At 65.7% G+C, this 24,385-nt stretch carries 19 protein-coding genes; 13 read left to right on the forward strand and 6 right to left on the reverse strand.

What is annotated here, in order from left to right:
- Positions 1–120 precede the first annotated feature (120 nt).
- Positions 121–2,265 (forward strand): S46 family peptidase, encoded by a 2,145-nt coding sequence (locus IP90_RS12880; protein WP_242007604.1) that lies wholly within the window; start codon positions 121–123, stop codon positions 2,263–2,265.
- 548 nt (positions 2,266–2,813) lie between these two features.
- Positions 2,814–4,991 carry a S46 family peptidase gene (locus IP90_RS12885; protein WP_144900061.1) on the forward strand — a complete coding sequence of 726 codons (2,178 nt, stop codon included), beginning with the start codon at positions 2,814–2,816 and terminating at the stop codon, positions 4,989–4,991.
- Between the two features lie 74 nt (positions 4,992–5,065).
- Here the strand turns inward: IP90_RS12885 and IP90_RS12890 are convergent, their stop codons facing one another.
- Entirely contained in the window at positions 5,066–5,470 is a 405-nt protein-coding gene (locus IP90_RS12890) for a DUF3224 domain-containing protein (protein WP_144900062.1), read from the reverse strand.
- 244 nt (positions 5,471–5,714) lie between these two features.
- On the opposite strand from IP90_RS12890, the gene serA reads away from it, so the two are divergent.
- The 6 genes from serA (at position 5,715) to IP90_RS12920 (ending at position 13,125) form a co-directional block, all read left to right on the forward strand.
- Positions 5,715–7,280 carry a phosphoglycerate dehydrogenase gene (serA, locus tag IP90_RS12895; RefSeq protein ID WP_144900063.1) on the forward strand — a complete coding sequence of 522 codons (1,566 nt, stop codon included), beginning with the start codon at positions 5,715–5,717 and terminating at the stop codon, positions 7,278–7,280.
- Positions 7,281–7,406: 126 nt separating this feature from the next.
- The gene (locus tag IP90_RS12900; RefSeq protein WP_144900064.1) at positions 7,407–8,051 is read left to right on the forward strand and encodes a histidine phosphatase family protein; all 645 of its coding nucleotides are present in this window, start codon (positions 7,407–7,409) and stop codon (positions 8,049–8,051) included.
- Positions 8,052–8,149: 98 nt separating this feature from the next.
- On the forward strand, positions 8,150–9,433 hold the full coding sequence (gene folC / locus IP90_RS12905) for a bifunctional tetrahydrofolate synthase/dihydrofolate synthase (protein ID WP_144900065.1): 1,284 nt from the start codon (positions 8,150–8,152) through the stop codon (positions 9,431–9,433).
- 192 nt (positions 9,434–9,625) lie between these two features.
- Positions 9,626–10,630 carry an SPOR domain-containing protein gene (locus IP90_RS12910; RefSeq protein WP_144900066.1) on the forward strand — a complete coding sequence of 335 codons (1,005 nt, stop codon included), beginning with the start codon at positions 9,626–9,628 and terminating at the stop codon, positions 10,628–10,630.
- Between the two features lie 44 nt (positions 10,631–10,674).
- Positions 10,675–12,147, forward strand: coding sequence for an amidophosphoribosyltransferase (purF, locus tag IP90_RS12915; protein WP_144900067.1), 1,473 nt, complete (start codon positions 10,675–10,677; stop codon positions 12,145–12,147).
- Positions 12,148–12,321: 174 nt separating this feature from the next.
- A complete protein-coding gene (locus tag IP90_RS12920) occupies positions 12,322–13,125 on the forward strand; it encodes a ferritin-like domain-containing protein (protein ID WP_144900068.1) in 804 nt (267 codons plus the stop codon).
- Positions 13,126–13,153: 28 nt separating this feature from the next.
- Here the strand turns inward: IP90_RS12920 and IP90_RS12925 are convergent, their stop codons facing one another.
- Positions 13,154–15,787: a serine/threonine-protein kinase gene (locus tag IP90_RS12925; protein ID WP_144900069.1), complete on the reverse strand. Its 2,634-nt coding sequence runs from the start codon at positions 15,785–15,787 to the stop codon at positions 13,154–13,156.
- 108 nt (positions 15,788–15,895) lie between these two features.
- A complete protein-coding gene (gene lpxH, locus IP90_RS12930) occupies positions 15,896–16,636 on the reverse strand; it encodes a UDP-2,3-diacylglucosamine diphosphatase (protein ID WP_144900070.1) in 741 nt (246 codons plus the stop codon).
- Positions 16,637–16,737: 101 nt separating this feature from the next.
- Here lpxH and gltX point away from each other — a divergent pair, with 101 nt between their 5' ends.
- A complete protein-coding gene (gene gltX, locus IP90_RS12935; RefSeq protein ID WP_144900071.1) occupies positions 16,738–18,153 on the forward strand; it encodes a glutamate--tRNA ligase in 1,416 nt (471 codons plus the stop codon).
- Between the two features lie 31 nt (positions 18,154–18,184).
- Positions 18,185–18,673, forward strand: coding sequence for a Fur family transcriptional regulator (locus IP90_RS12940; protein ID WP_144900072.1), 489 nt, complete (start codon positions 18,185–18,187; stop codon positions 18,671–18,673).
- 3 nt (positions 18,674–18,676) lie between these two features.
- On the opposite strand, the gene IP90_RS12945 is transcribed toward IP90_RS12940, so the two are convergent.
- The gene (locus IP90_RS12945; RefSeq protein WP_144900073.1) at positions 18,677–19,198 is read right to left on the reverse strand and encodes a DUF2938 domain-containing protein; all 522 of its coding nucleotides are present in this window, start codon (positions 19,196–19,198) and stop codon (positions 18,677–18,679) included.
- Positions 19,198–21,384, reverse strand: coding sequence for a TonB-dependent receptor (locus IP90_RS12950; RefSeq protein WP_144900074.1), 2,187 nt, complete (start codon positions 21,382–21,384; stop codon positions 19,198–19,200). Before IP90_RS12950 ends, IP90_RS12945 begins: the two co-directional genes overlap by 1 nt.
- A 74-nt stretch (positions 21,385–21,458) precedes the next feature.
- On the opposite strand from IP90_RS12950, the gene IP90_RS12955 reads away from it, so the two are divergent.
- The 3 genes from IP90_RS12955 (at position 21,459) to IP90_RS12965 (ending at position 22,999) form a co-directional block, all read left to right on the forward strand.
- Positions 21,459–21,860: a MerC domain-containing protein gene (locus IP90_RS12955; protein WP_144900075.1), complete on the forward strand. Its 402-nt coding sequence runs from the start codon at positions 21,459–21,461 to the stop codon at positions 21,858–21,860.
- Positions 21,861–21,954: 94 nt separating this feature from the next.
- The gene (locus IP90_RS12960; RefSeq protein ID WP_144900076.1) at positions 21,955–22,149 is read left to right on the forward strand and encodes a 30S ribosomal protein THX; all 195 of its coding nucleotides are present in this window, start codon (positions 21,955–21,957) and stop codon (positions 22,147–22,149) included.
- A gap of 127 nt (positions 22,150–22,276) precedes the next feature.
- Complete coding sequence (locus IP90_RS12965) at positions 22,277–22,999, forward strand: hypothetical protein (RefSeq protein WP_144900077.1); 723 nt, start codon at positions 22,277–22,279, stop codon at positions 22,997–22,999.
- A gap of 180 nt (positions 23,000–23,179) precedes the next feature.
- On the opposite strand, the gene IP90_RS12970 is transcribed toward IP90_RS12965, so the two are convergent.
- Positions 23,180–24,376, reverse strand: a complete 1,197-nt coding sequence (locus IP90_RS12970; RefSeq protein ID WP_144900078.1) for a dipeptidase — start codon at positions 24,374–24,376, stop codon at positions 23,180–23,182.
- Between the last annotated feature and the right edge of the window lie 9 nt (positions 24,377–24,385).

Below are 24,385 nucleotides of genomic sequence, written 5' to 3' on the forward strand. Positions count from 1 at the left end.
AATTGTACCGTCCGCGGCCTTCGCCGATGCCGTCATGACCCTCGGCAGTTGCCTGCGTGGCAGTGCTGTGACTAATGTTCGGGTTTCGTTTTCACCCAGGAGTTGCCCGTGTCCTTTCGAATGTTGGCGATCGCGGTTGCCGCCGCCCTGCTGCCTGCCGCGGCCAGTGCCGACGAAGGCATGTGGATGCCCTCGCAACTGCCCGACGTCGCCGCGCAGCTCAAGGCCGCCGGTTTCCAGGGCGATCCCGCCGACCTCGCCGACCTGACCCAGCCGCCGATGAGTGCGGTGGTGTCGCTGGGTGGATGCACCGCCAGCTTCGTCTCGCCCGAAGGTCTGGTGGTCACCAACCATCACTGCGCCTATGGCGCGATCCAGCTCAACTCGACGCCCGAAAAGAACCTGATGAAGGACGGCTTCATCGCCGCCACGCGCGACCAGGAACCTTCCGCCGGGCCCAGCGCGCGCGTGCTGGTGACCACTGGCTTCGACCGGATCACCGAGCGCATTCTCGCCGACGCGCGCGGCAAGACTGGTCGTGCCTACTACGACGCCATTGACACGGCGAGCAAGGCGGCCGTGGCCGAATGCGAACAGGAAGCCGGCTATCGTTGCCGCGTCGCCAACATGTACTACGGCACCGATTTCTATCTGATCCGCCAGCTCGAGATCAAGGATGTGCGCCTGGCGTATGCACCGCCGGAATCGATCGGCAACTACGGCGACGAGATTGACAACTTCATGTGGCCACGACACACCGGCGACTTCTCGTTCTATCGCGCCTATGTCGGCAAGGACGGCAAGCCGGCCGCGTATTCGAAGGACAACGTGCCGTACCAGCCGCCGGCTTACCTCGAGGTTTCGACCGATCCGGTCGCCGACGGCGATTTCGCGATGCTCGCCGGTTATCCCGGCACCACCTATCGCCATCGCATGGCGTCCGAATTCAAGCAGCAGATCGAATGGCAGCTGCCGTCGCGCGTGGCCTTGTACGACAACCTGCTCAAGACGATCGACAAGGCCACCGCCGGCAATGCCGACGCCAAGGTGCTGTATGCGGCGCAGGTCGCCGGGCTCAAGAACGGCCTGAAGCGCGCGCAGGGCGAGCTCGATGGATTGCGCCGCAGCGATGCGATCCGCGTGCGCGGCGAGGATGAAGCCTCGATGCTGGCCTGGCTTGCAAAGCAGGGCGATGCCGCGGCGACGCAGGCCGACATCAAGGCGGTGCAGGCGGTGCTCGACCAGGCCAGCGCCACCCGCGAACGCGACCAGCTGTTCGCCGTGATGCGCTCGCAGACGCAGTTGCTGGGCAATGCACTGCGCCTGCAGCGGCTGGCGATGGAACGCGGCAAGCCCGATCCGCAGCGTGAATCCGGCTACCAGCAGCGCGACGAGGCCTTGATCGAGGCATCACTGAAGCAGGTGCAGCGTCGTTACGATCCAGCGGTCGAGAAAGCACTGCTGGCCGAACTGCTGCGGCAGTACCGCGCCTTGCCGGCTACGCAGCGCATCGCCGAGGTCGACGCGGTGTTCGGCAGTGACGAAACGCAGGCCAGGGCAGCATTGGACAAGTTGTACGCGGCCAGCAAGCTGGGCACCGAAGCCGAGCGCCTGCGCCTGCTCAAGGCCGGGCCGGAGGAAGTGAAGGCTTCGGACGATCCTCTCATGCAGGCCGCAGCGACGCTGATGCCGGCGGTGTTGCGCGAGGAGACGGTCGACAAGACGCGCGATGGCGAACTGCTTCGCTTGCGGCCGTCGTACATGCGTGCGTTGATCGGCTATCGCCAGTCGCAGGGTCGCGCCGTGTATCCGGATGCCAATTCGACGCTGCGCGTGAGCTACGGCAACGTGACCGGGATGACCCCGCGCGACGGCGTGCGTTACGTGCCGCTGACGACGGTGCAGGGCATCGTAGAGAAACACACCGGCAAGGAGCCGTTCGACGCGCCCAAGGCGTTGCGCGATGCGATCGCCAACGGCGATTTCGGCAGCACTGCCGATCCGCAGCTGAAGACGCAGACGGTCAATTTTCTGACCAACCTCGATACCACCGGCGGCAACTCCGGCTCGCCGGTGCTGGATGCGCGGGGTCGGCTGATCGGCCTGAACTTCGACAGCAACTGGGAAGCAGTCAGCGCCAGCTGGATGTTCGATCCGCGCTACAAGCGCGCGATCCATGTCGACATGCGTTATCTGCGCTGGCTGCTGGCGAAGGTGTATCCGGCGCCGCATCTGCTCAAGGAAATGAATCTTCCGGCGGAATGATGATGGTTTCTCTCTCCCGCCTGCGGGAGAGGATGCACGATGAGGTTGCCCCGCACTTGATATGGAGTAGTAGACGGGGCGAGCGAATGTGTTGCTCTTGGCCGTCATCCCCCGGAAGGCGGGGATCCAGTGACTTTGCTTGTTTATAGAGCGAGGCTTGGTCCGCTGCTTATTGCTGCAAACTGCCAAGCTTCCGCCCGCTGCGCGTGCGGGTCACTTTCTCTTGATGGGCCAAGAAAGTAACCAAAGAGAAGGCCCTTCCCCGATCAGGGCTCGCGTTGCGTCTTAATAGTCCTCGTAGATTTTCCGACTCGCCATCCTGGCTCGGTCGGAAAACGGCGCACATCCATGTGCGCCGCCCTCCGGGTCTCTGAGCTGCATCGCGTCTCGGAGGCGTATCCAAAATCCAAAGCGCCACGTCAGGGCCGACCTGAACCAAGGACCGAAGCCGGGTAGTTCTAAGTCACGCTCATCCCTGACTTTAGTCATGTCCCGCCCCCCGCAGCCCGGGCTAGACTCCTCGGCTGACTATCGCGAGGAGTTGTCGCATGCGTTACACGGTGTTGGCTGCGGCCATGGTGACGGGGGCGCTGGGCGCCGGGATCGGTCTGGCCGGCACGGCGCAGGCGGGTGAGGGCATGTGGGTACCGCAGCAGTTGCCGGAGATCGCGGGTCCGCTGAAAAAGGCCGGGCTCAAGCTCGATGCCCGGCAACTCGCGGACCTGACCGGCGATCCGATGGGTGCGGTGGTGTCGCTCGGCGGCTGCACTGCCAGCTTCGTTTCGCCCGAAGGACTGGTGGTCACCAACCACCACTGTGCCTATGGTGCGATCCAGCTCAACTCGACCCCTGAAAAGAACCTGATGACAGACGGCTTCAATGCCGTCACGCGCGCCGATGAACTCAGCGCCGGACCGAACGCGCGCGTCTTCGTGCTGGATTCGATCAAGGACGTGACCGCCGAAGTGAAAGCGGCGATCGCTGCCGCGCCCGATGCGCTCGGCCGTACCCAGGCGCTGGAAACCATCGACAAGAACCTGGTCGCGCAATGCGAGGCCGGTGGCGGATACCGCTGCCGTCTGTACAGCTTTTCCGGCGGCAACACCTATCGCCTGTTCCGCAACATCGAGATCAAGGACGTTCGCCTGGTCTATGCGCCGCCGGGCAGCATCGGCAACTACGGTGGCGAGATCGACAACTGGATGTGGCCGCGCCATACCGGCGATTTTTCGTTCTACCGCGCCTACGTCGGCAAGGATGGCAAGCCGGCGCCATATTCGGCCGACAACGTGCCGTTCAAGCCGCGCCACTGGCTGAAGCTCGCCGACAAGCCGCTGGAGGCGGACGACTTCGTGATGGTCGCCGGTTATCCGGGTCGGACCAGCCGCTATGAACTGGCCAACGATTTCGACAACACGGCCAACTGGACCTATCCGACCATCAGCCGGCATTTCAAGAAGCTGGTCGCGCTGGTCGAAGCGGAAGGCAGGAAGAATCCGGAAATCGAGGTCAAATACGCCAGCACCGTGCGCGGATGGGAGAACGTGCTCAAGAACTACGACGGCCAGCTCGACGGCTTCAAGCGCACCAATGCAGCAGCCACCAAGCACAGCGGGGAAACCGCAGTGCTGGATTGGCTGCGCAAGCAGGGCGACAAGGGCAAGCCGGCGCTCGACGCGCATGCGCAGCTGGTGGCGATCAGCGACGACGCCAAGGCCACGCGCGAACGCGACCTCACCTTCGGCCAGTTTTCCAATACCGGCGTGGTTGGTACGGCGACCATGCTGTATCGCCTGGCGCTGGAACGCGCCAAGCCGGACGCCGAACGCGAATCCGGTTACCAGCAGCGCGACATGGCCTCGATCGAGGGCAGCCTGAAGCAGATGGAGCGCCGCTACCATCCGGCGATGGATGGCGAACTGCAGCGTTACTGGCTCAACGAGTACGTCGCCTTGCCACAGGCGCAGCGCGTCGAAACGCTCGACAAATGGCTGGGCGACGACGATGCCAGGGCCGTCGACAAGGCGGTCGCCCGACTTGGCAAAAGCAAGCTCGGCAACACCAGCGAGCGCATGAAGTGGTTCAAGGCGGACCGCAAGGCGTTCGAGACCAGCAAGGATCCGGCGATCCAGCTGGCGGTGGCGATGACGCCGACGCTGCTGAAGCAGGAAGAAGAGCGCAAGACCCGCACCGGCGAGATGCTGGCGGCGCGCCCGGTGTACCTGCAGGCAGTGGCGGACTACAAGAAGAGCAAGGGCGAATTCGTCTACCCGGATGCCAACTCGTCGCTGCGCATCACCTTCGGCAACGTCAAGCCGTACACCAAGATCGACGGCAGCAAGCAGCAGCCGTTCACCCGTCTCGAGGAAGTGGCGGCCAAGGCCACCGGCAAGGAACCCTTCGATGCGCCCAAGCCGCTGCTCGACGCCATCGCCGCCAAGCGTTACGGCGGCCTGGCCGACAAGCGCCTGGGCACGGTGCCGGTGAACTTCCTGTCCGACCTGGACATCACCGGCGGCAACTCCGGTTCGCCGGTGCTCGATGCGCGCGGCAAGCTGGTTGGCCTGGCATTCGATGGCAACTGGGAATCGGTGAGCTCGAACTGGGTGTTCGATCCGGTGATGACGCGGATGATCTCGGTCGACCAGCGCTACATGCGCTGGATCATGCAGGAAGCGTTCCCGGCACCACAGCTGCTGAAAGAACTGAACGTCGCGTCCAAGTAAACGGGTTTCGCGAAGATAGACATTGCGATGAACGAAAACGGCGGGAATTCCCGCCGTTTTTTTTGCGCGGCGTTTCAGTCTTCCGTGCGGAAGCTGTAATCGAAGGTGTAGAAGTGCTTGCCGTCGACGATGTCGATGGCCATGCGTCCCGACAGTCCCGCGAGTTCTCCCGTGCCCGAGTCCGGCACCACGCTCAGCGACAGTGTCGGTGCGCCGCGATCCATGATGCCGTTGTGCTGTGTGAAGAACGTGCCCGTGCGACCCTGCAGGGTGCCGCTGATGCGTTCGATGGCGACATAGGCCGCGGAGTTCTCGACCGGTGTCATCGCCGCCAGCATGTGCACGACGCCGACCGCGTCGAGGTCGCCGTGGAAGCGCTTGTCGAAGCGGAAATGCCCGACCTCCACGCCGTCGCCCATGTCGCAGGCAGGTTCCATGCTGCGCTTGACGTCGAATTCGCCCTTGACCTGCTGGCCCATGGTGACGGCTCCGTGGATTGGGGAGGCGTCATCGTCGCCCAGACCAGTCGTCGCAGCCAGTACCCCTTGCGCGACCGCAACGGTCTGTTACGCTGGCCCGGTCGCGGATTCCCATGCCAGCCGGCCCCGTCTCCCGACCCGTAAGTGACCCGTCGTCCCATCGACGGCTGTTTTTTGCAGATCGCGTCTTTACGTTGTGCCGGCTGCGTGGCTCCGCGGGAACCTTTCCCCACAGGAGTCGACGATGAAAGTGCTGGCTTGCGACGGTATCCATGAAGATGGCCTGGCCCTGTTCCGCGAGGCCGGCTGGTCCGTCGAGATTTCCGAACCGATCAAGGACCCCGCCAGGCTCGCCAAGGCGCTGCAGGGCGTCGACGCGCTGCTGGTGCGCTCGGCCACCCAGGTCACTGCCGAGGCCATTGAGTCGGCGAAGCAGCTCAAGGTGATCGGCCGCGCCGGCGCCGGTGTCGATACCATCGATGTCGACGCCGCCACCGCCAAGGGCATCGCGGTGATGAACGCACCCGACGGCAACACGCTGGCCGCGGCCGAGCACGCGATCTCGCTGCTGTTCGCGCTGGCCCGGCATATCCCGCGCGCCGATGCGGGCATGAAGGCTGGTGAATGGCCGAAGGCCGGCCTCACCGGTTTCGAACTGGAAGGCAAGAAGCTGGGCGTGATCGGCCTGGGCCGCATCGGCAGCACCGTAGCGCGCAAGGCGCAGGGCATCGGCATGGACGTCGCCGCGTACGATCCGTTTCTGCCGGCATCCGCCGCCGGCAAGGGCAGTGTGCCGCTGAAGCCGCTCGACGAACTGCTCGCCAAGGCCGACATCGTCACGCTGCACATCCCGCGCACCAAGGAAACCACCAACCTGCTGTCCGAGCAGAACCTGCGTGCGATGAAGAAGGGAGCGTACGTCATCAACGCCGCGCGCGGCGGACTGGTCGACGAGGACGCGCTGCTGCGCCTGCTCGATGAAGGCCATCTGGCCGGCGCCGCGCTCGACACCTTCGCCACCGAACCGCTGCAGAAGGATTCGCCATTGCGCGGGCATCCCAAGCTGATCCTGACGCCGCACCTGGGCGCATCGACCAGCGAGGCGCAGCAGGCGGTCAGCACGATCCTGGCGCGGCAGATCATCGACTTCACTGCCACCGGCGCAGTCGCCGGCTGCGTCAACCTGCCGCCGCTAACCGCGGAAGCGGCGCGCGAAGTCGGGCCGTGGATGCCGCTGATGTCCTCACTGGGCAAGCTGGCCTCGCAACTGGTGCCCGCGCCGACGCGGTTGCACATCACCTATGCCGGACGCAGCGAAGCGCTGGATCCACGGCCGCTGACGCGCCTGCTGGTGGCGTCGCTGCTCGGCACCGCGTCCAGCCGCGTCACGCCGGTAAATGCCCTGCAGGAAGCCGCCGCACGCGGATTGGTGGTGGCCGAGACGGTGGGCGGCGACGGCGATGGTTTCGATCGCCTGCTGAAGCTGCGGGTGGAAGGTGAGGCCGGCGATGCCCGCGAGATCGAGGCCACGCTGCATCGCGGTCCGCGCGTGGTGCGTTTCGACGGCGTCGAGATCGATTTCGATCCGCAGGCGCACCTGCTGTTGATGCGCAACGAGGACAGGCCCGGCATGATCGGTCTGGTCGGCTCCCACCTGGGCGCGGCCGGCGTCAACATCGTCAATTTTTCGCTGGGCGCCAAGGGCGATGGCGAGGCGCTGGCGGCGATCACGGTCGATCGCCAAGTGCCTGATTCGCAACTGGTCGCGGTGCGCGGGATTCCCGGCGTGCTGGCACTGGAGTCGCTGTAATTTTTTCCAATCGTCATTCCAGCGAAAGCTGGAACCCATTTTGATCTTGCTACTGGTCTGCAAAATCAACGTCGAGATGGGTCCCAGCTTACGCTGGGACGACGATTCTTGAGGAATCCTTGATCCATGAAAATCATCCTCGCCCGCCACGGCGAAACTCCCTGGAACGCAGAAGGCCGCTACCAGGGGCAGGAAGACATCGCGCTTTCGTCCGTGGGCGAAGCGCAGGCACGTGCATTGGGCGAGCGCCTGCGCGAGGTGCGGATCGATCGTGCCGTCGCCTCGCCGCTGGCGCGTGCGCGTCGCACCGCGGAACTCGCGCTGGGCGAATCGCGCGCGGCGATGCTCGGCACCGATCCGGGCCTGATGGAGATCGCGCACGGCGCCTGGGAAGGCCTGCTCGCCAGCGAAATCCGCGAGCGCGACGGCGCCCGCCTGCAGGCCTGGCGCGACACGCCGCACGAAGTGCTGATGCCGGAAGGCGAATCGCTGCAGCATGTGTTCGACCGTGCCTGGCCCGCACTGGCGATCGCCAGCCACGGCCTGGGCGCTGACGACACCCTGCTGGTGGTCGCGCACGATGCGGTCAATCGCGTCATCCTCTGTCACGTCCTCGGCATGCCGATGGCGCGGCTGTGGTCCTTCCGCCAGGCACCGACGACATTGAACCTGCTGGAAGGCCCGTCCATGGATCGTCTGGACGTCGTACGGCTCAACGACTGCGCGCACCACACGCCGTTGTTCGGCGAGGCGGTGCATCGGGCGCTGTGATACGGAAAGCGTATGCATAGCAAGCGCGCTGCCTTTGTCGGGATGACAAACCACGACAGACGCCGCATGCTTTTCCTGTCCCTCCGCACACCTTGCCGATGCCCTCGACCCTGAACGACTGGCTGGCCTATATCGAGCGCCAGCATCCCCGGTCCATCGACATGGGGTTGGAGCGCGTGCGCGAGGTCGCCGGGCGAATGGGGCTCGGCAAGCCGGCGGAACAGGTCATCATCGTCGGCGGCACCAATGGCAAGGGATCCACGGTCGCTTTCATCGAGGCGATCGCGCGCGCGGCGGGCTGGAAGGTCGGCGCCTACACATCGCCACACTTGCTGCGCTACAACGAACGCGTACGGATCGACGGCTCCGATGCCGATGATGCAGCGCTGGTCCAGGCCTTCGAGGCGGTGGAAGCCGCGCGTGTCCATCGGCACGCCCAAGGCGATCGGGATGTTTCGCTGACCTACTTCGAATACGGCACGCTCGCCGCGCTGTGGCTGTTCGAACGCAGCGGGCTCGACCTGGTCGTCCTCGAGGTCGGCCTCGGCGGACGGCTCGATGCCACCAACCTGGTCGATGCCGACGTCGCGGTCATCACCACCGTCGACCTGGATCACCAGGATTATCTCGGCGACGACCGCGACAGGATCGGATTCGAGAAGGCCGGCATCGCCCGTGCCTGGAAACCGCTGGTGCTGGGCGAGGACGATCCGCCGGCCAGCGTGCTGCGTCATGCCTACGCGATCGGCGCTTCCGCGGTGCGCGCCGGCAGCGATTTCTTCTTCGAACGCCTCGACGACGTTGACTGGCGCTGGCGCGAAATCGGTTTCGAAATCACGCTGCCGATGCCGCAACTGGCCGCGCCCGCGCAATTGCGCAATGCAGCGACGGCGATCGCCGCCTTGCGCGCACTCGACCGGCCTATTCCTGCCCAAGCCCATGCTGAAGGCGTCGCCGCGGCGCGGATTGCCGGCCGGCTGCAGATGTTCGAGCGTGGCGGCGTGCAGGTGGTGGTGGATGTCGCGCACAACCCGCAGGCGGCGCGCGAGCTCGCGGCATGGCTGCGCACCTTGCAGGTCGGACGCACTTGCGCCGTGTTCGCCGGGCTTGGCGACAAGGACCTGGCGGGTGTAGTCGCCGAGCTGGCCGGGAGCATCGACACCTGGTTCCTGGCCGGCCTGGATGATGTCAGTCCGCGTGGCCTGGAAGTCGACGCGTTCGCGCAACGTCTGCAGGCTACCGCGGCGGGCAATGGCGCGCGACATGCCAGCGTCCCGGGGGCGTTGGCGGCGGCGCTGGCGCAGGCACACCCCGGCGATCGCATCCTCGTGTTCGGTTCCTTCCACACGGCAGCGGCGGCACTGCTCGCATTGCAGCGCTGATCGGTCCCCTTCCGCCAAGCTGGCGCCCTGCGCAATGGCGACATCAGACGGCTTGCAATCGCGCAGCTTGGCCCCATTGCAAGCGGGCGACAGTGGCTTCGCGACAGTGGCCGCGCCGCCGCAACCGTTAATTCGGTGGCCCACCCGCGCGCTATAATTCGCGCGGCAATCCGCCGTTCCTTGCGAGCTCCGATGGAACCTGCCCTGAAACAGCGCCTGTGGGGCGCGGTAATCCTGGTCGCGCTGTCAGTGATTTTTCTGCCGATGCTGATCCAGGGACCTGCGCCCGACAGCGGTGTCGCGGACGTGCCGTTGCGAATGCCCGACGCACCCGCAGGCCAGTACGAAACACGTGAACTGCCACTGGTGACGCCGGGCACCGCACCGGAAGGCGGTGCAGTCGGTCTGGATGCGACCACTCCGGCCGCCGCGAACCCCGATGCCGCCGATCTCGCGCATCCGGCCGCGACGCCGGGCGCCGTTGCACCTGCGGTCACTGCGCCGGTGAGCCAGCCAATCGCACTGGGCGAAGACGGTGTTTCCGCGCCGGCCGCGTTGCCGGCGGAAGTCGTTCCGGCTCCGACCAGCGTGGCCTTGCCCGCACCGGCCGCCGGTGGCGATTACGCAGTCAATCTTGGCAGCTTCAACAGCGCCAGCAACGCCCAGGGCGTGGTGCGCGCGCTGCAGCAATCGCAACTGCCCGCTTACAGCGAACCGGCAACCGTCAATGGTCGCAGCGGCTATCGCGTCCGCATCGGTCCCTACGCCACGCGCGCCGATGCCGAGGCCGCGCGCCTGCGTACGCAGCAGCTGCGCAGCGACCTGCGCGGCAGCGTGGTGGTGCTGGATGCCGAAGCGTCGAGCAGACCCGTTGCGCCGGTAGCCACGCAGACCGCGAAGCCGGCCGCGCCATCGTCGACCAGCGCCCCGACGTCCAGCACGCCGGCCCCGGCCGCCAGCGGAACCGGTTTTGCGGTGCAACTGGGCGCGTTCAGCAAGACCGCCGACGCCAATGCGCTGCGCGATCGCCTGCGCGCTGCGGGTTTCAGCGCCTTCATCGAACAGGCGCGTACCGACAAGGGCGTACTTTCGCGCGTGCGCGTCGGGCCAGTGGTCAGCCGCAGCGATGCCGAGCGGCTGAAATCGCAAGTGAAAGCCAAGACCGGGGTCGACGGCATCGTCCGTCCGCATCCGTAAACCCCTGCAACAGCAGCGGCGTCGTCGCCGCGGAGTAGAACATCATGTGCGGTATCGTCGGTATCGTCGGAACCAGTGAAGTCGCCGCTGCGCTTTACGACGGGCTGACCGTTCTCCAGCACCGCGGCCAGGACGCGGCCGGCATCGCCACTGCGGACGGCTCGCACCTGCGCGTGCACAAAGGCAACGGCCTGGTGCGCGACGTGTTCAACAGCAAGGCGATGAGCGTGCTCGAAGGCCGCGTCGGCATCGCCCATTGCCGCTATCCGACCGCTGGCAGCGAAGGCCTCGACGAAGCGCAGCCGTTCTACGTCAATTCGCCCTACGGCATCGCGCTCGCGCACAACGGCAACCTGGTCAATACCGATGCGTTGCGGCGCGAGGTGTTCGAGCAGGACCGCCGCAACGTCAACACCGAGTCCGATTCGGAAGTGCTGCTGAACGTGTTCGCGCACGAACTGGACACGCAGAAGGCGTTGACGCCGGAATCCGTGTTCAAGGCCATCCAGGGCGTCAACCGGCGCGCCAAGGGCGGCTATGCGGTGGTGGCGACGGTGCTGGGGCTGGGCCTGGTCGCGTTCCGCGATCCACACGGCATCCGGCCGCTGGTGCTGGGCAAGCGCGACACCGATGCCGGCATCGAATACGCGGTCGCCTCGGAATCGGTGGCGCTGGACATCCTTGGCTTCGAACGCATGCGCGACGTCGCCCCGGGCGAGGGCGTGGTCATCACCGCGCGCGGAGAGCTGCATACGCGTGGCTGCGCCGACGAGCCGCAGCACACGCCATGCATCTTCGAGTACGTCTATTTCGCACGCCCGGACTCGATGATCGACGAGATTTCCGTGCACAAGGCGCGCATGCGCATGGGCGTGGCCCTGGGCGAGAAGATCCTGCGCCTGCGTCCCGACCACGACATCGACGTGGTGATCCCGATCCCGGATACCTCGCGCGACGCCGCGCTGGAAATCGCCAACGTGCTGGGCGTGAAATACCGCGAGGGCTTCATCAAGAACCGCTATGTCGGCCGCACCTTCATCATGCCGGGGCAGGGCGAGCGGGTGAAATCGGTCAAGCGCAAGCTCAATCCGATCCCGCTGGAATTCCGCAACCGCGTGGTGCTGCTGGTCGACGACTCGATCGTGCGCGGCACCACTTCGAAGCAGATCGTGCAGATGGCGCGCGAGGCCGGCGCACGCAAGGTCTACCTGGCCTCGGCCGCGCCGCCGGTGCGCTATCCCAATATCTATGGCATCGACATGCCGTCGAGCGAGGAATTGGTGGCGCATGACCGCAGCGAGGAGGAGATCGAGCAGTTGCTCGGCTGCGACTGGCTGATCTACCAGGACCTCGGCGACCTGGAAACCGCGGTCGCCGGTCCGAAGTTCCCGGGCCGCAAGTTCGACAGTTCCTGCTTCAACGGCGAGTACGTGACCGGCATCGAGCCGGGGTATTTCGAGCGCATCCAGCAGCTGCGTTCGGACGAGGCGAAGAAAAAGCGGCGCGTGGCTTCGTAATTCCCTTGTCCGTCATCCCAGCGAAAGCTGGGACCCATTTGCTTTTAGCCGTCATCCTCGCGAAGGCGGGAAGCGCTTTACAACAGCCGAAGTCTGGTCATCCAGCGACATCGCACTTGATCAAGCCAAGATCAAAATGGATCCCAGCTTTCGCTGGGATGACGGAGTAGGGGTGTGGCGTCTGTCTTTGAGGCTGCACGCGCGTGCCTTGATTCGGCGACAAGCGAAAGCAAGGTCGCAGCGACCTTCGCTGCGGCAGCCTCTTTCGCGGGCGGCGAATTCTCGATTCCAAGGGATTTCCCTCCGCCGGATCCGATAAGCATGCCCGGCCGGCCGCCGAAACCCGCGCTCGTACATCCTCGCGACCTGCCCAAGCGCGGGTTGGGCAGCGACGAAGGCCGCGCTGCCTTCATCCATGCGATCGCCCATATCGAGTTCAACGCGATCGACTTGGCCTGGGACGCGGTCTACCGTTTTCGCGACATGCCGGACGCGTACTACGCCGACTGGGTGGGCGTGGCCAACGACGAAGCGCGGCATTTCGTCATGCTGCGCGAACGCCTTCGGCAATTCGGCCACGACTATGGCGACTTCGACGCCCACAACGGACTGTGGGAAATGGCCGAGAAGACCGCGCACGATGGCCTGGCGCGGATGGCGCTGGTGCCGCGCGTGCTGGAAGCGCGCGGACTGGATGTGACGCCGGGCATGATCGTCAAGCTGCGCGCACTGGGCGATGACGCCACGGTCGAGATACTGGAAGTCATCCTGCGCGAGGAAGTCGCGCACGTTGCCGCAGGCTCGCACTGGTTCCGCTGGTTCTGCGCGCGCGATGGCGTCGATCCGGAACCGCGTTTCCGCGAGTTGCTGGCGCAGTACGCGCGCAGCGTGCTGCGCTCGCCGTTCAATGTCGATGCGCGCAGTGCGGCCGGATTCAGCGCGGAAGAACTGGCTGCGTTGCGGCAACTCGCGGATTGAACCCGTCCAGCGGCTGGGCCCGCGACGATCAGGCGCGCGGAACCGTCTTGCCGGCCTCGGCGAGTTCAGCGCGTAGTTTTTCCAGGCTCTTGCGCCATGGCGAATCCGCCGGCTCGCGCCGACTGTCGACCAGCTGCTGGTAACGATCGATATCCCGCTGCGCCAGGGCCAGTTGCGCCAGCGCGAGGTGGGCGCGGACGCGGGCCTGGATGATGTTGTTGTAGACGACCAGGTATTCGCCTGCGAGATCGCCGATCACTTCCTCAGCCAGGCGCAGGGTTGAGATCGCCGCGGCGGCATCTTTTTGCAGCACCTGCAGCCGACCCATCGTGCCGAGGGCGTAGGCGTAGTTGACGGCGTTGACGCCCGGGCCGGAGCGGGCCTTCAATCCGGGAAGTACGCCACGCAGTACGGATCCGGCTTCCGCATAACGCTCGTCGCGGATCAGGCCCTGGGCCAGCGTCACCCCGAGCTGAAGATAAAGCCGGTTGTCCTCGCCCGCCGAACGACGCGCTATTCCGGTTGCGCGGGTGATCGCATCCAGCGATTCCTTGTTGCGCTTCAGCTTGCTGAGCCCGACGGACATCTGGTTCAGAAGCACCGCGCGCAATGGCGTGGACTCGCCGATCAGGCGCACGTAATCGCGGTCCAGGGCCTCCAGCAGTTTCACGCCCTGCGCGGGGTCGCGTTCCACCATGAATCCGGCGTGCGCGAGCCGCACTGGCAACCGTTGCTCGGGAGCATGGGCGAGGTGCTTTTCCGCCAGTTGCTGCGCCTGGTCCTGGGCTGCGATCGCCGCGTCGATATCGCCGAGGCGCTGGTAGGCGTTGGCCAGGGCTTGCTGCGCCGAGACCAGTGACGGACCGTGGGTCGGGTCGTTGCGAGCCTGCAGTTCCCGGATCAGCGAGGTCAGGGATTGGATCATCGCCTGTGGCGTGGTGTCGCCCAGCAGGCCGTGATCGAGGATCTCGTTCAGCCGCAGCTCCGACCACAAGGTGAAATTCGCGTCGCGATCCTGTTGCAGCAGCGCCTGTCCCCGCTGGCTGGCCGCAATGGCTTGCGCATTCTCGCCAAGCTGGCTGTAGTTGCTGGAAATGCTGCGCAACACGCGCGCGCGATCCGCCACGGTCGCTCCGCCGGTTTCCATGTCACGCAGCGCGACCTTCAGCAGCGACAGCGATTGCCTGTTCAACTGCAGGCCGAGGTAGGCGTCGCCCATCGCGTGCATCAGGTCGGCGCGTGTTGCCGGGTCGATGTTGCTGCGTGCTTTCAGGTCCCTGGCGCCGCGATCCAGCACTTCACGCACGGTGACCTGTTCGCCGCGTGCCTGCGCGGGATCGGCGTTGGCGAACAGGTCGCTCATGAAGCTGGCCAAGGCCTGTGCCTTGTTGCGTTCGCTTTCCACGCGCTGCAGTTGTTGCTCGCGATCCAGCATGAAGCCGGCGACCAGCGCGGCCGCCACGCCAGCCATACCGAGACCCCAGCGGTGCCGCCAGCAGTAACGTCGCAGCCGATACAGCGCATGGCCGCGTCGCGCCAGCACAGGCCGCGACTGCAGGAAGCGGCGCAGGTCTTCGGCCACGTCGCCTACCGATACGTAGCGCTGCGCGGGATCGCGACGCAGCATCTTCAACACGATCGCATCGATGTCGGCAGGAATGCGCAGCGTCCTGGCAGGCGCAACGTCCGATGCCTGACGTGCCGACTCCCGCTTGTGCCTGCTGGGCGGGCCGACCTCATGCGTGACGATGGCGCTGCCCAGCCGATGTCCTTCGAGTTGCTGGAATGGACGCTGCCCGCAGACCAGTTCGTACAACACTACGCCCAACGCCCAGATGTCGGCCGCGGTGGTCAGCGGCTGGCCTTCGATCTGCTCTGGGCTGGCATAGGCCAGGGTCAGCGGGTGGTGGGCGGTGTGCGTCGATCCTGCCGTGCTCGCGTCGTCGAGCAGGCGCGCGATACCGAAATCCAGCAGCTTGGGCTCGCCATCGGCGGCGACCAGGATGTTGGCGGGTTTCAGATCGCGATGGATCACCAGGTGCTGGTGCGCATGTTCCACCGCCGCGCACACTTTCAGGAACAGTTCGATGCGTGCGCGAAGCGGCAGGTCGCGATCGCGGCACCAGTGGTCGATGCGCAGCCCGTCGACGTATTCCAGTGCAAGAAAGGGACGGCCATCGACGGTGACGCCGCCATCGACCAGGTGCGCGATATTGGGATGGTTCAATGCGGCCAGGATGCGACGCTCCGCCGCCATGCGCTGGATCAGGGACTGGCGTCTTTCGTCCGTGGCCTTGAGCAGTTTCAGCGCGACCATCTGGCGGCTGTCGCCGTCGACGCGTTCGGCGAGGTAGACCTTGCCCATGCCGCCTTCGCCGATGCCCAGCACGATGCGGTAGTCGCCCGGTGTCGCGGCCGTGACCTGCGCACCTTCGGGCAGATCGGACGAGCTCGCCGGGGTGGTCGTCCAACCCGGCGTGGTCCGCAGTTTGGAAGTCAGTGCTTCGTCCGAGGAGGCGATCGCCTGCATCTGCAGGAGCACGGCGTGCTGCAGCAGCGCATCGCTGGCGCACCGGCCGGCAATGTAATCCTGGCGTTCGTCGACAGGCCGTCCCATCGCAGCAATGGCGATGGCCTTGGCCTGCAGATAGCGTTCGCTCATCTGCGTCCCCTTCCCCTGCGGTGATTCTAGCGGGTACTGCGATGCTGCGATGCTGCCCGGCGATAGCGGGAGCTGGCCGGTATGGCGAAATTTAGGCTGGTCGTTACATCACGGGTGCGACAGCGATTCCAGTTGCAGGCCTTCGGCGTCGACGCGCAGTACCGACCCCTGTTCGTACCAGTCGCCCAGCACGATGCGGCGACAGTGCCTCGCATCCACCGCCAGTTCATGCATCGCAGGACGATGCGTATGGCCGTGCACCAGCGTGTCGATGCCATAGCGCGCGAAGGTTTCGGACACGCTGGTCGGCGACACGTCGGTGATGGCTTCCATTGTCCCCGCATCGCGCAATTCGCCCTGGCGCGCAAGGCTGGCGGCGCGCGCCTGCTGTGCGAACGCCAGTCTTGCGGCCAGCGGCTGCGCCAGGAACTGCGCCTGCCACGCCGGATTGCGTGTCTGCGCGCGGAACTGCTGGTAGGCGACATCGTCAGTGCACAGCAGGTCGCCGTGCATCAGCAGCACCGGCTTGCCGTACAGCATGACGACGGCGGGGTCGGGCAGGATCGCCAGGCCGGCGCGACGCGCGTAATCGTCTCCGACCAGGAAATCGCGATTGCCGCGGATGAAACCCACCGGTACGCCGTTGTCGGCGAGTGTCCTGAGTTTGCCGGCGACATAGGCGCCGGTTTCGGAGGGATCATCGTCGCCGACCCAGGCCTCGAACAGGTCGCCGAGGATGTACAGCGCCTCGGCCCGGCGTGCCTCGCCGTCGATGAATTCGCCGAACAGTTGCGTGATGCCGGGGCGTGCCGGGTCCAGGTGCAGGTCGGAGATGAAGAGGGTGGTCATGGCGCAATTGTAGGCCGGGCGGGTTTCAGGCAGATCCCATGCTGCGTTCGATGACGGCGTGACGCGGTAAAATGGCTGCATTCCGTAGATCTGGCCTTCGCATGACCTGCCGTACCCGTTTCGCCCCCAGTCCCACCGGCTACCTGCACATCGGCGGCGCGCGCACCGCGCTGTACTGCTGGCTGGAAGCGCGTCGCCGCGGCGGCCAGTTCATCCTGCGCATCGAGGACACCGACCGTGAGCGCAGCACGCAGGCGGCGATCGATGCGATCCTGGAAGCGATGGCCTGGCTGGGCCTGGACTACGACGAGGGCCCGATCTACCAGACGCAACGTCTGGAACGTTACCGCGAAGTGGCGGAACAGTTGCTCGCTTCCGGCCATGCGTATTACGCCTACGAAACGAAGGAGGATCTCGAAGCGATGCGCGAAAAGGCGATGGCCGCGAACGAGAAGCCACGCTACAACGGTGCGTATCGTGATCGCAACGAACCGTTCCGGGAAGACCCGAACCGCGTGATCCGTTTCAGGAATCCGGTCGGCGGCAGCGTCGTGTTCGAGGACAAGGTCAAGGGCCGCATCGAGTGGAGCAACGACGAGCTCGACGATCTGGTGATCCTCCGCTCCGACGGCTATCCCACCTATAACTTCGCAGTGGTGGTCGACGATCTCGACATGCGGATCACCGACGTCGTGCGCGGCGACGACCACGTCAACAACACGCCGCGCCAGGTCAACATCTACCAAGCGCTGGGCGCACCGGTACCGTATTTCGCGCACCTGCCGATGATCCTGGATCCGGATGGCGCCAAGCTGTCCAAGCGCACCGGCGCCGCCGACGTGATGCAGTATCGCGATGAAGGCTACCTGCCGCATGCGCTGTTGAACTATCTGGTGCGCCTCGGCTGGTCGCATGGCGACCAGGAAATCTTCTCGATCGCGGAGATGATCGAACTGTTCGACCTGAAGGACGTCAACGCCAAGGCCTCGCGGCTGGATCCGGCCAAGCTCGGCTGGCTCAACCAGCAGTATCTGAAGAACGACGATCCGAACGAGGTCGCCCGACACCTCGAATGGCATCTGTGCAAGGCAGGCTTCGACCTCGCCCAGGGTCCGGCGCCGGCCGACGTGGTGGTCGCATTGCGCGATCGCGTGCAGACGCTGAAGGAGATGGCCGCGCGTGCCGCAGTCTGGTACCAGCCGCTGACGCAGTACGACGATGCCGCCGTCGCCAAGCACCTGACAGCAGCGGCCTCCGCGCCGCTGGCCGAAGCGCGCGCGCGTTTGTCGAAGCTGCCGTCGTGGACGGCCGAAACCGTGGCTGCCGCGCTGCATGAAGTGGCCGAGGCGCTCGGCATCGGCATGGGCAAGATCGCGCAGCCGCTGCGCGTGGCGATCACCGGTACCCAGGTCAGCCCCGACATCTCGCATACGGTCTACCTGGCCGGGCAGGGCGAAGCGCTGAAACGCATCGATGCGGCGTTGCAGCGCATTGCCCCGGTCGCCGGCACGGCTTGAGTCCGGGCCTCGGCGCCACCATTATCCGGCCATGGCCACGCACAGCTGCATCGATCCCAAGCATCACGTGCACGACGCCTCCGGCTTCGTGTCCGCGGTCGAGCGTGCCTGCAACGAGCGTGGCCTGCGTTTGACGCCGATCCGCGCCCGCGTGCTGGGCCTGATCGCCGATGGCGGCAAGCCGCTGAAGGCCTATGACCTGCTCGAACAGGTGCGCAGCGGCGAAGGTGCCGGTGCTGCGGCGCCGCCGACCGTCTATCGCGCGCTGGACTTCCTGCTCGCCAACGGCTTCATCCACAAGCTCGAATCGGTCAACGCCTTCGTCGCTTGCCACCACCCCAGCACCGCGCAGCACTCGGTGCCGTTCCTGATCTGCAATCGTTGCCATGCCGCAGTCGAGCTGGAAGACGAGCACGTGGTCGCGCAGCTCGACGAACGCGCCCGCGCGCTGGGTTTCGTGCCGCAGGCGCAAACCCTGGAAGTGCATGGCCTCTGCGCCAACTGCGCAAAGGCGTCGTAAGCCTCAGCTCTGGCCTTGTCCGACAGGGGCCATCACCAGCACCCACAGCCACGCCGACAGATACAAGCCGACGCCGAAGACGGCGTGCGCCGTGAGACTGCGCAGGCGGGACTGCGTGGGATTCGGCGTTCTCGACGCCGCAATGCCGGCACCCATGCCAGGCTGCATGACGAAAAAGGGAAACACCACCGTGAGCAGGCCGACGCACAACGCCGGCAGCAGGGTGGGGTGGCGCAGCCAGTCCGCTCCCTGCGTCGTCAGCAGCAGGGCCGCGAAGGCGATGCCGACCGCGTAGTGGAAAGTCCAGCCGAGCAGGCGCTCGCCGCGCACTGCAGGTGTAGCAGCGATGGGTTCGTGCAGGAAGCGTCCACGAGGGATGTGCGCGAGCCAGCGCCCCACCAACGCCCAGTTCGCGGTGGGCACGCCGAAGCCGCGCGTAAGCACGACACTCCACAGGTCGAGCACGATCGTGGCGCCGATCCCGATGAAGAGGAAGGCCGCCACGGGTTCCGGAATCGCGGTCATCAGAAGAAGGCGCGGACGCCGAACGACACGCCGCGTCCCGGCAACGGTGCCACATCCTTCAGGAACGAGGTGTGCGGGCGGGCCTCTTTGTCGAGCAGATTGCTGCCGTCGACGAAGACTTCCCAGGCGTTGCCGCCGGCGGTGTCACCATGCCAGGCCAGGTGCGCATCGACGAGTGTGTAGCCGGGCGTGGCGCTTTCGAATTCGGCGACGCGATCCTGCTCCGCGTAGCGCACCGCGCCCAGCGACGCGCGCATCGGTCCGCGTTCCCAGCGCAGCTCGCCGCCGACACGCCAAGGTGCGATCCGCGGCAGGTTGCCACCACGCGCGAGGTCGACGCTGTAGTCGTGCGTGTGGTCGCCATGCGGCACCGAAAAACCCACTTCACGCGAACCACTGCCGCTGAGTTCACCGCGCACGATGTCGCCGAACAGGCGCGCGTTCCAGCTGCCGCTGTCGTTCTGCGCGAAGTTCCAGTCGGCCTCGGCTTCGGCACCGTTGAAGCGGGCATCGTCCTGGGTCCACAGCCGCACCGGACCGTCGTGTTCCTCGACGCCGGTATCGGCCAGATAGATGAAATCGTCATAGCGCACGTGGTACAGCGCCGCACCGAGTTTCAACGGACCGCGGTGCCAATGCAGGCCCAGTTCTGCGCGGTTGGCGGTTTCGACGTCGAGGTCGGGGGCGCCGAGTTCGACGCTGCCCGTGGCCACGTGCACGCCGTTGGAATACAGCTCTTCAGCGGTCGGCGAGCGTTGCGCACGGTCCAGTCCGAGCGACAGGTGGAACGCTTCGCTGAAATCCCACTGCAGCGCCGCCGACAGGCTGGTGGTATCGAAATCGCGATCCGGCCCGATCGCGGTGCGGTCGTCGACGTCGATCCTGTTCTGGTCGTGGCGCGCGCCCAGTTCCAGCTTGAGCGCATCGAACTGGCGCTGGCCGATCCAGAACAGGCCAGCATCGCGCGACTTAGATGCCGGCACGAACGCCTCGTCGCCGATCGCGAGGAAGTCGCGCCGCGCAAATTGCAGGCCGAACGCGCCGTCGAAACCGCCGAACGGCTGATGCACCAGTTCGACGCGGCCTTCGGTGCTGTCGTTGTCGAAGACCGTGCCGACGACGTCGCCTTCGAATTCGGTGTGCGTGTATTCGCTGCGCGCCAGCTTGGCGCGCAGCGATTTGAACGGACCGATGTCGTTCAGGCCGCCGCGCGCTTCGGTGCGGCGCTGGTCCATGACGATGCGCACGCCGTCTTCCTCGTGGCCGGCTTCCTCCTCGTGTTCCTCCTCGTGGCCGTGCTCGTCTTCGCCATGTTCGTGTTCGTGCGAATGGCCGGGCACGCCGTAGCGGGTCGAGTAGAGGCTGTAGCCGGCGCCGAGGAAGCCGGCATCGCCGACCCAGGACAGCCCGAGCGCGGCACTGTTGGTGCGCAGCGCGCTGTTGGGCAGTACGCCGTGCGTGTCCGGGTCCGGGGTCTCGCCTTCTTCGGCGAGCTGACGCGCGCTTTCCGCGTAGCCGGGGATGGAATAGTCGCCGGTCTCGCGATGCAGGCCGTCGAAATGGAAGACGAAGCCGTTGCCGGTGGCGCCGTCGAGCCGGAGCATGCCGGTGCCGCCGTCGTTGACGCTGTCGGCGCGCACTTCGGCGCGGCCCTGGAAGGGTTCGTCGGGCTCGACCTCGGGAATGCGGCCGTCGATCACGTTGACCGCGCCACCGATCGCGCCGCTGCCATACAACAAGGTCGCCGGGCCCTTGAGCACCTCGATCTGGTCGGCCAGGAACGGTTCGATCGTGACCGCATGGTCGGCGCTGACGGTGGACACGTCGCCGGAGCCGAGGCCGTCGCTGAGCACCTGCACGCGCGCGCCGTCGAAGCCGCGCACGATCGGACGACCGACGCCGGGGCCGAAATAGGAGGACTGCACGCCGGGCAGCTTGTTGACCGTCTCGCCCAGCGAGTTGGCCTTGGCCTCGTCCAGCCGCGCGCCGGACAGGACCTCGACCGGCCGCGCCAGGTTTTCCGCGGTATCGGGCAGTGGCGTGGCCTTCACCTCGACCGCGTCCAGGGTTCGCGGTTCGGCGTGGCGGGGGTCGGTCTGGTCGACCGGCGTGGAGGCCCAGAGCGGGGCGGAAACCAGCCCGAGAGCCAGGAACAGCGGAGCGCGACGCAGAGCGGATCGAGTCATGGGGTTTGGAGTAAGATACGGGACCGGAATGAGATGTTATAATGTTTCAAAATCGGCCGCACCCCACTAAAGTCATGTCCACCTCCGAAACCACGCTTCGCCGCGCCGACCGCTTCGGCTTCGCCGCCTCCTTCCTGTGTGCGCTGCATTGCGCCTTGCTGCCGGTGCTGATCGCGCTGCTGCCGGCGCTGGGCCTGAACGTGGGCGGCTGGATCGACCTGGACCAGGGCTTCGTGATCTTCGCCACGCTGCTGGCGGGGACCACGCTGACCTTGGGCTACCGTCGCCACCGCGCATTCCGGGCATGGGCGTTGCTGCTGCCGGCGCTGGCGCTGGTCTGGGTGGCGACGTTCAGCCCCTTGCACCACCACGGCCTGACGCACGCGGTGCTGATGACGATCGGCGGCCTGATGCTGGCCGCGGCGCACTTCGTCAACCTGCGGCTGAGTCATACCGCCGCCACTGGAAGCCGCTGACAGGCGCTACGTGCTAGCATTCGCGGCTGCGCGCTGCACCGCCGGCGCACGCGAATTCGACGAATCAGGTTCAAACGAGATCAGGAGCACGATCATGGGCAAGGGCGACCGCAAGACCGCCAAGGGCAAGCGCTACAACTCCAGCTATGGCAATGCGCGCTCGCACGCTACCGCCAAGGCCACCGGCACGACCGGCGCGCCAGTGGTGAAGAAGGCCGCGGGCAAGACCGTTGCCAAGGCGCCGGCGAAGAAGGCCGTTGCCAAGAAGGCGGTCGCCAAGCCGGAATAAACGCCGGCTGCTGCGTTGCAAAAAAAGCCCCGCCATTGCGGGGCTTTTTTCATGGTGACGACCGGCACTTCAACGGCATCGGCAGGATGCGCGACCTTGCGCGCTCAGTCGAAGAAGGAGATTCGCAATGTCGAAGTCGGAACGTTACCTGGCCTGCTATTCGGGCGTGCTCACCTTGGTCTTTGCCGCAGTCGTGCTGACCGGCGCCAGCGCGGCGCGGAGCGGCAAGTTCGATGAGATCGACGTACAGCGCATCAACGTGCGAGAGGCGGACGGCACGCTGCGGATGGTGATCTCCAACCACCAGCGTTTTCCCGGCCTGATCGTGAAAGGCAAGGAATATGCTCACAAGCGCCCGCAGGCCGGCATGCTCTTCTTCAACGATGAGGGCACCGAAAATGGCGGCCTGATCTTCGCCGGCAAGCGCGAGAACGGCAAGGTGACCGGTGCGGGCGGCAGCCTGACCTTCGACCAGTACGAGCACGACCAGGTCGTGCAACTGCTGGGCACGCAGGACGACGGCAGGGAAATCGCCGGCATGATCGTCAGCGATCGCCCGCATCGTTCGATCGTCGCCGATATCGAGGAAAAGGCCAGGATCGACGCGATGCCGGAAGCCCAGCGCAAGAAGCTGATGCAGGAACGCTACACCAGCAACTATTACGGCCAGCAGCGCCTGTTCATCGGCAAGAACGACAGCAGGAGTTCGCTGGTGAACCTGAAGGATGGCAACGGCAAGACCCGGCTGCGTCTGCAGGTCGCCGCGGATGGCGCGGCCAGCATCGAATTTCTCGATGCCGACGGCAAGGTGCAGCGCACGCTGACGCCGGATTCGCTGGCTGCAAAGTAGACGTGGTGTAGCGCGGAGCTAACTCCGCTGCTTTTAGCTCTCCCCTTCATGGGACGGTTGGGTGGGACGGGTTTGGCTTTGATCTTCACGGCAACATCAACCCCATCCCCATCCCGGCCTTCCCCTTGAAGGGGAAGGAGACAAGCCAAAGCAGCGAAGCAAGCCCCACTCTGCAAGCTCTTACTGTGCGGCTGCCACTTCGACCGCCGCCCATACGCGCAGCAGGTTTTCGCCGAGGATCTTGCGGATGTCCTCGTCCTTGTAGCCGCGCGCCTGCAGGCCGGCGACCAGGTTCGGGAAGTCGGCGACGGTGCGCAGGCCGTCGGGCAGTTCGCCGCCGACGCCGTCGAAGTCGGAGCCGATGCCGACGTGGTCGATGCCGATCAACTTCACTGCGTAGTCGATCTGATCCAGCACCGCATCGATCTTCGTGACGGGTGCCGGATGCGCCTTGGCCCAGGCTGCCTCGAATGCTTCTTCGCTTTCCAGCGGCTTGCCGGCGGCCTTCAATTCGGCGTTGCGCTTGTTGAACTCGTTGATGGCGCGGAAGTGCGCCTGCGTGTTGGCAGCACTGACCGGATCGACGAAGGCGGTGCCGAACGGAATCTGCACCACGCCGCCTTTCTCGGCGACGGCCTTGGCCAGCTCGTCGCTGATGTTGCGCTCGAAGCCGGGTGTGAAATGACGGAAGGCGGAGTGGCTGGCGATCACCGGTGCCTTGCTCAGCGCGATCGTCTCGTGCGCCGATTCGTCCGAGATGTGCGAGACGTCGACCATGATGCCGAGCCGGTTCATCTCGGCGACCACCTGCTTGCCGAACGGGCTCAGCCCGTGCCACTTGCGTTCGACGCCATAGGACGAATCGGCCAGACGGTTGGCGGCGCTGTGGGCCAGCGTGATGTAGCGCACGCCGCGATCGAAGAAGACCTGAAGCTGCGACAGGTCATCGCCGATCGGTGCGGCGTTTTCCATGCCCAGCGGCAGCAGCACGCGTCCGCCCTGGCGCAGGCGCTCGACATCCTTCGGAGAATGCAGCAGCGCGAACTTGTCCGGATGGCGCGCCGCCAGCGCCTCGACGGCGTCGATCATCTCGTGGGCTACCTGCCGCGCGCTGCCGTCCGCATCCTGCTTGGCTGAGGTGTAGATCGACATGAACGCGACATCCAGGCCGCCGTCGCGCGCCCGTGGATAGTCAAACTCGAACTTGGGGGAAGCCTTGCCGAGGTCGGCCCAGTGCGACATCAGTCCGCCGGGTGCATCGATATGGGTGTCGACGATGATGGCGTCCTGCGCCAGTTGTCGTGCAGTGGTGTCGGCAGCGAAGGCCGGCGAGGCGAGGGCGATCAGGATGGAAACGGCGACAGCTTTCAAACGCATTGCATTCTC

Origin of the sequence: Luteimonas cucumeris, assembly GCF_007830035.1 — a bacterium.
In the GTDB taxonomy this organism is placed as follows: Bacteria; Pseudomonadota; Gammaproteobacteria; order Xanthomonadales; family Xanthomonadaceae; genus Luteimonas_C; species Luteimonas_C cucumeris.

Bases quoted from the DNA above. Each gene is read 5' to 3' on its own strand.
- gltX (WP_144900071.1), top strand. From the start codon at position 16,738: ATGACCTGCCGTACCCGTTTCGCCCCCAGTCCCACCGGCTACCTGCAC.
- IP90_RS12970 (WP_144900078.1), bottom strand. From the start codon at position 24,376: ATGCGTTTGAAAGCTGTCGCCGTTTCCATCCTGATCGCCCTCGCCTCG.
- IP90_RS12910 (WP_144900066.1), top strand. From the start codon at position 9,626: ATGGAACCTGCCCTGAAACAGCGCCTGTGGGGCGCGGTAATCCTGGTC.
- IP90_RS12885 (WP_144900061.1), top strand. From the start codon at position 2,814: ATGCGTTACACGGTGTTGGCTGCGGCCATGGTGACGGGGGCGCTGGGC.
- IP90_RS12900 (WP_144900064.1), top strand. From the start codon at position 7,407: ATGAAAATCATCCTCGCCCGCCACGGCGAAACTCCCTGGAACGCAGAA.
- folC (WP_144900065.1), top strand. From the start codon at position 8,150: ATGCCCTCGACCCTGAACGACTGGCTGGCCTATATCGAGCGCCAGCAT.
- IP90_RS12960 (WP_144900076.1), top strand. From the start codon at position 21,955: ATGGGCAAGGGCGACCGCAAGACCGCCAAGGGCAAGCGCTACAACTCC.
- IP90_RS12880 (WP_242007604.1), top strand. From the start codon at position 121: ATGTTGGCGATCGCGGTTGCCGCCGCCCTGCTGCCTGCCGCGGCCAGT.
- IP90_RS12965 (WP_144900077.1), top strand. From the start codon at position 22,277: ATGTCGAAGTCGGAACGTTACCTGGCCTGCTATTCGGGCGTGCTCACC.
- IP90_RS12955 (WP_144900075.1), top strand. From the start codon at position 21,459: ATGTCCACCTCCGAAACCACGCTTCGCCGCGCCGACCGCTTCGGCTTC.
- IP90_RS12950 (WP_144900074.1), bottom strand. From the start codon at position 21,384: ATGACTCGATCCGCTCTGCGTCGCGCTCCGCTGTTCCTGGCTCTCGGG.
- purF (WP_144900067.1), top strand. From the start codon at position 10,675: ATGTGCGGTATCGTCGGTATCGTCGGAACCAGTGAAGTCGCCGCTGCG.
- serA (WP_144900063.1), top strand. From the start codon at position 5,715: ATGAAAGTGCTGGCTTGCGACGGTATCCATGAAGATGGCCTGGCCCTG.
- IP90_RS12890 (WP_144900062.1), bottom strand. From the start codon at position 5,470: ATGGGCCAGCAGGTCAAGGGCGAATTCGACGTCAAGCGCAGCATGGAA.
- IP90_RS12940 (WP_144900072.1), top strand. From the start codon at position 18,185: ATGGCCACGCACAGCTGCATCGATCCCAAGCATCACGTGCACGACGCC.
- IP90_RS12945 (WP_144900073.1), bottom strand. From the start codon at position 19,198: ATGACCGCGATTCCGGAACCCGTGGCGGCCTTCCTCTTCATCGGGATC.
- IP90_RS12925 (WP_144900069.1), bottom strand. From the start codon at position 15,787: ATGAGCGAACGCTATCTGCAGGCCAAGGCCATCGCCATTGCTGCGATG.
- lpxH (WP_144900070.1), bottom strand. From the start codon at position 16,636: ATGACCACCCTCTTCATCTCCGACCTGCACCTGGACCCGGCACGCCCC.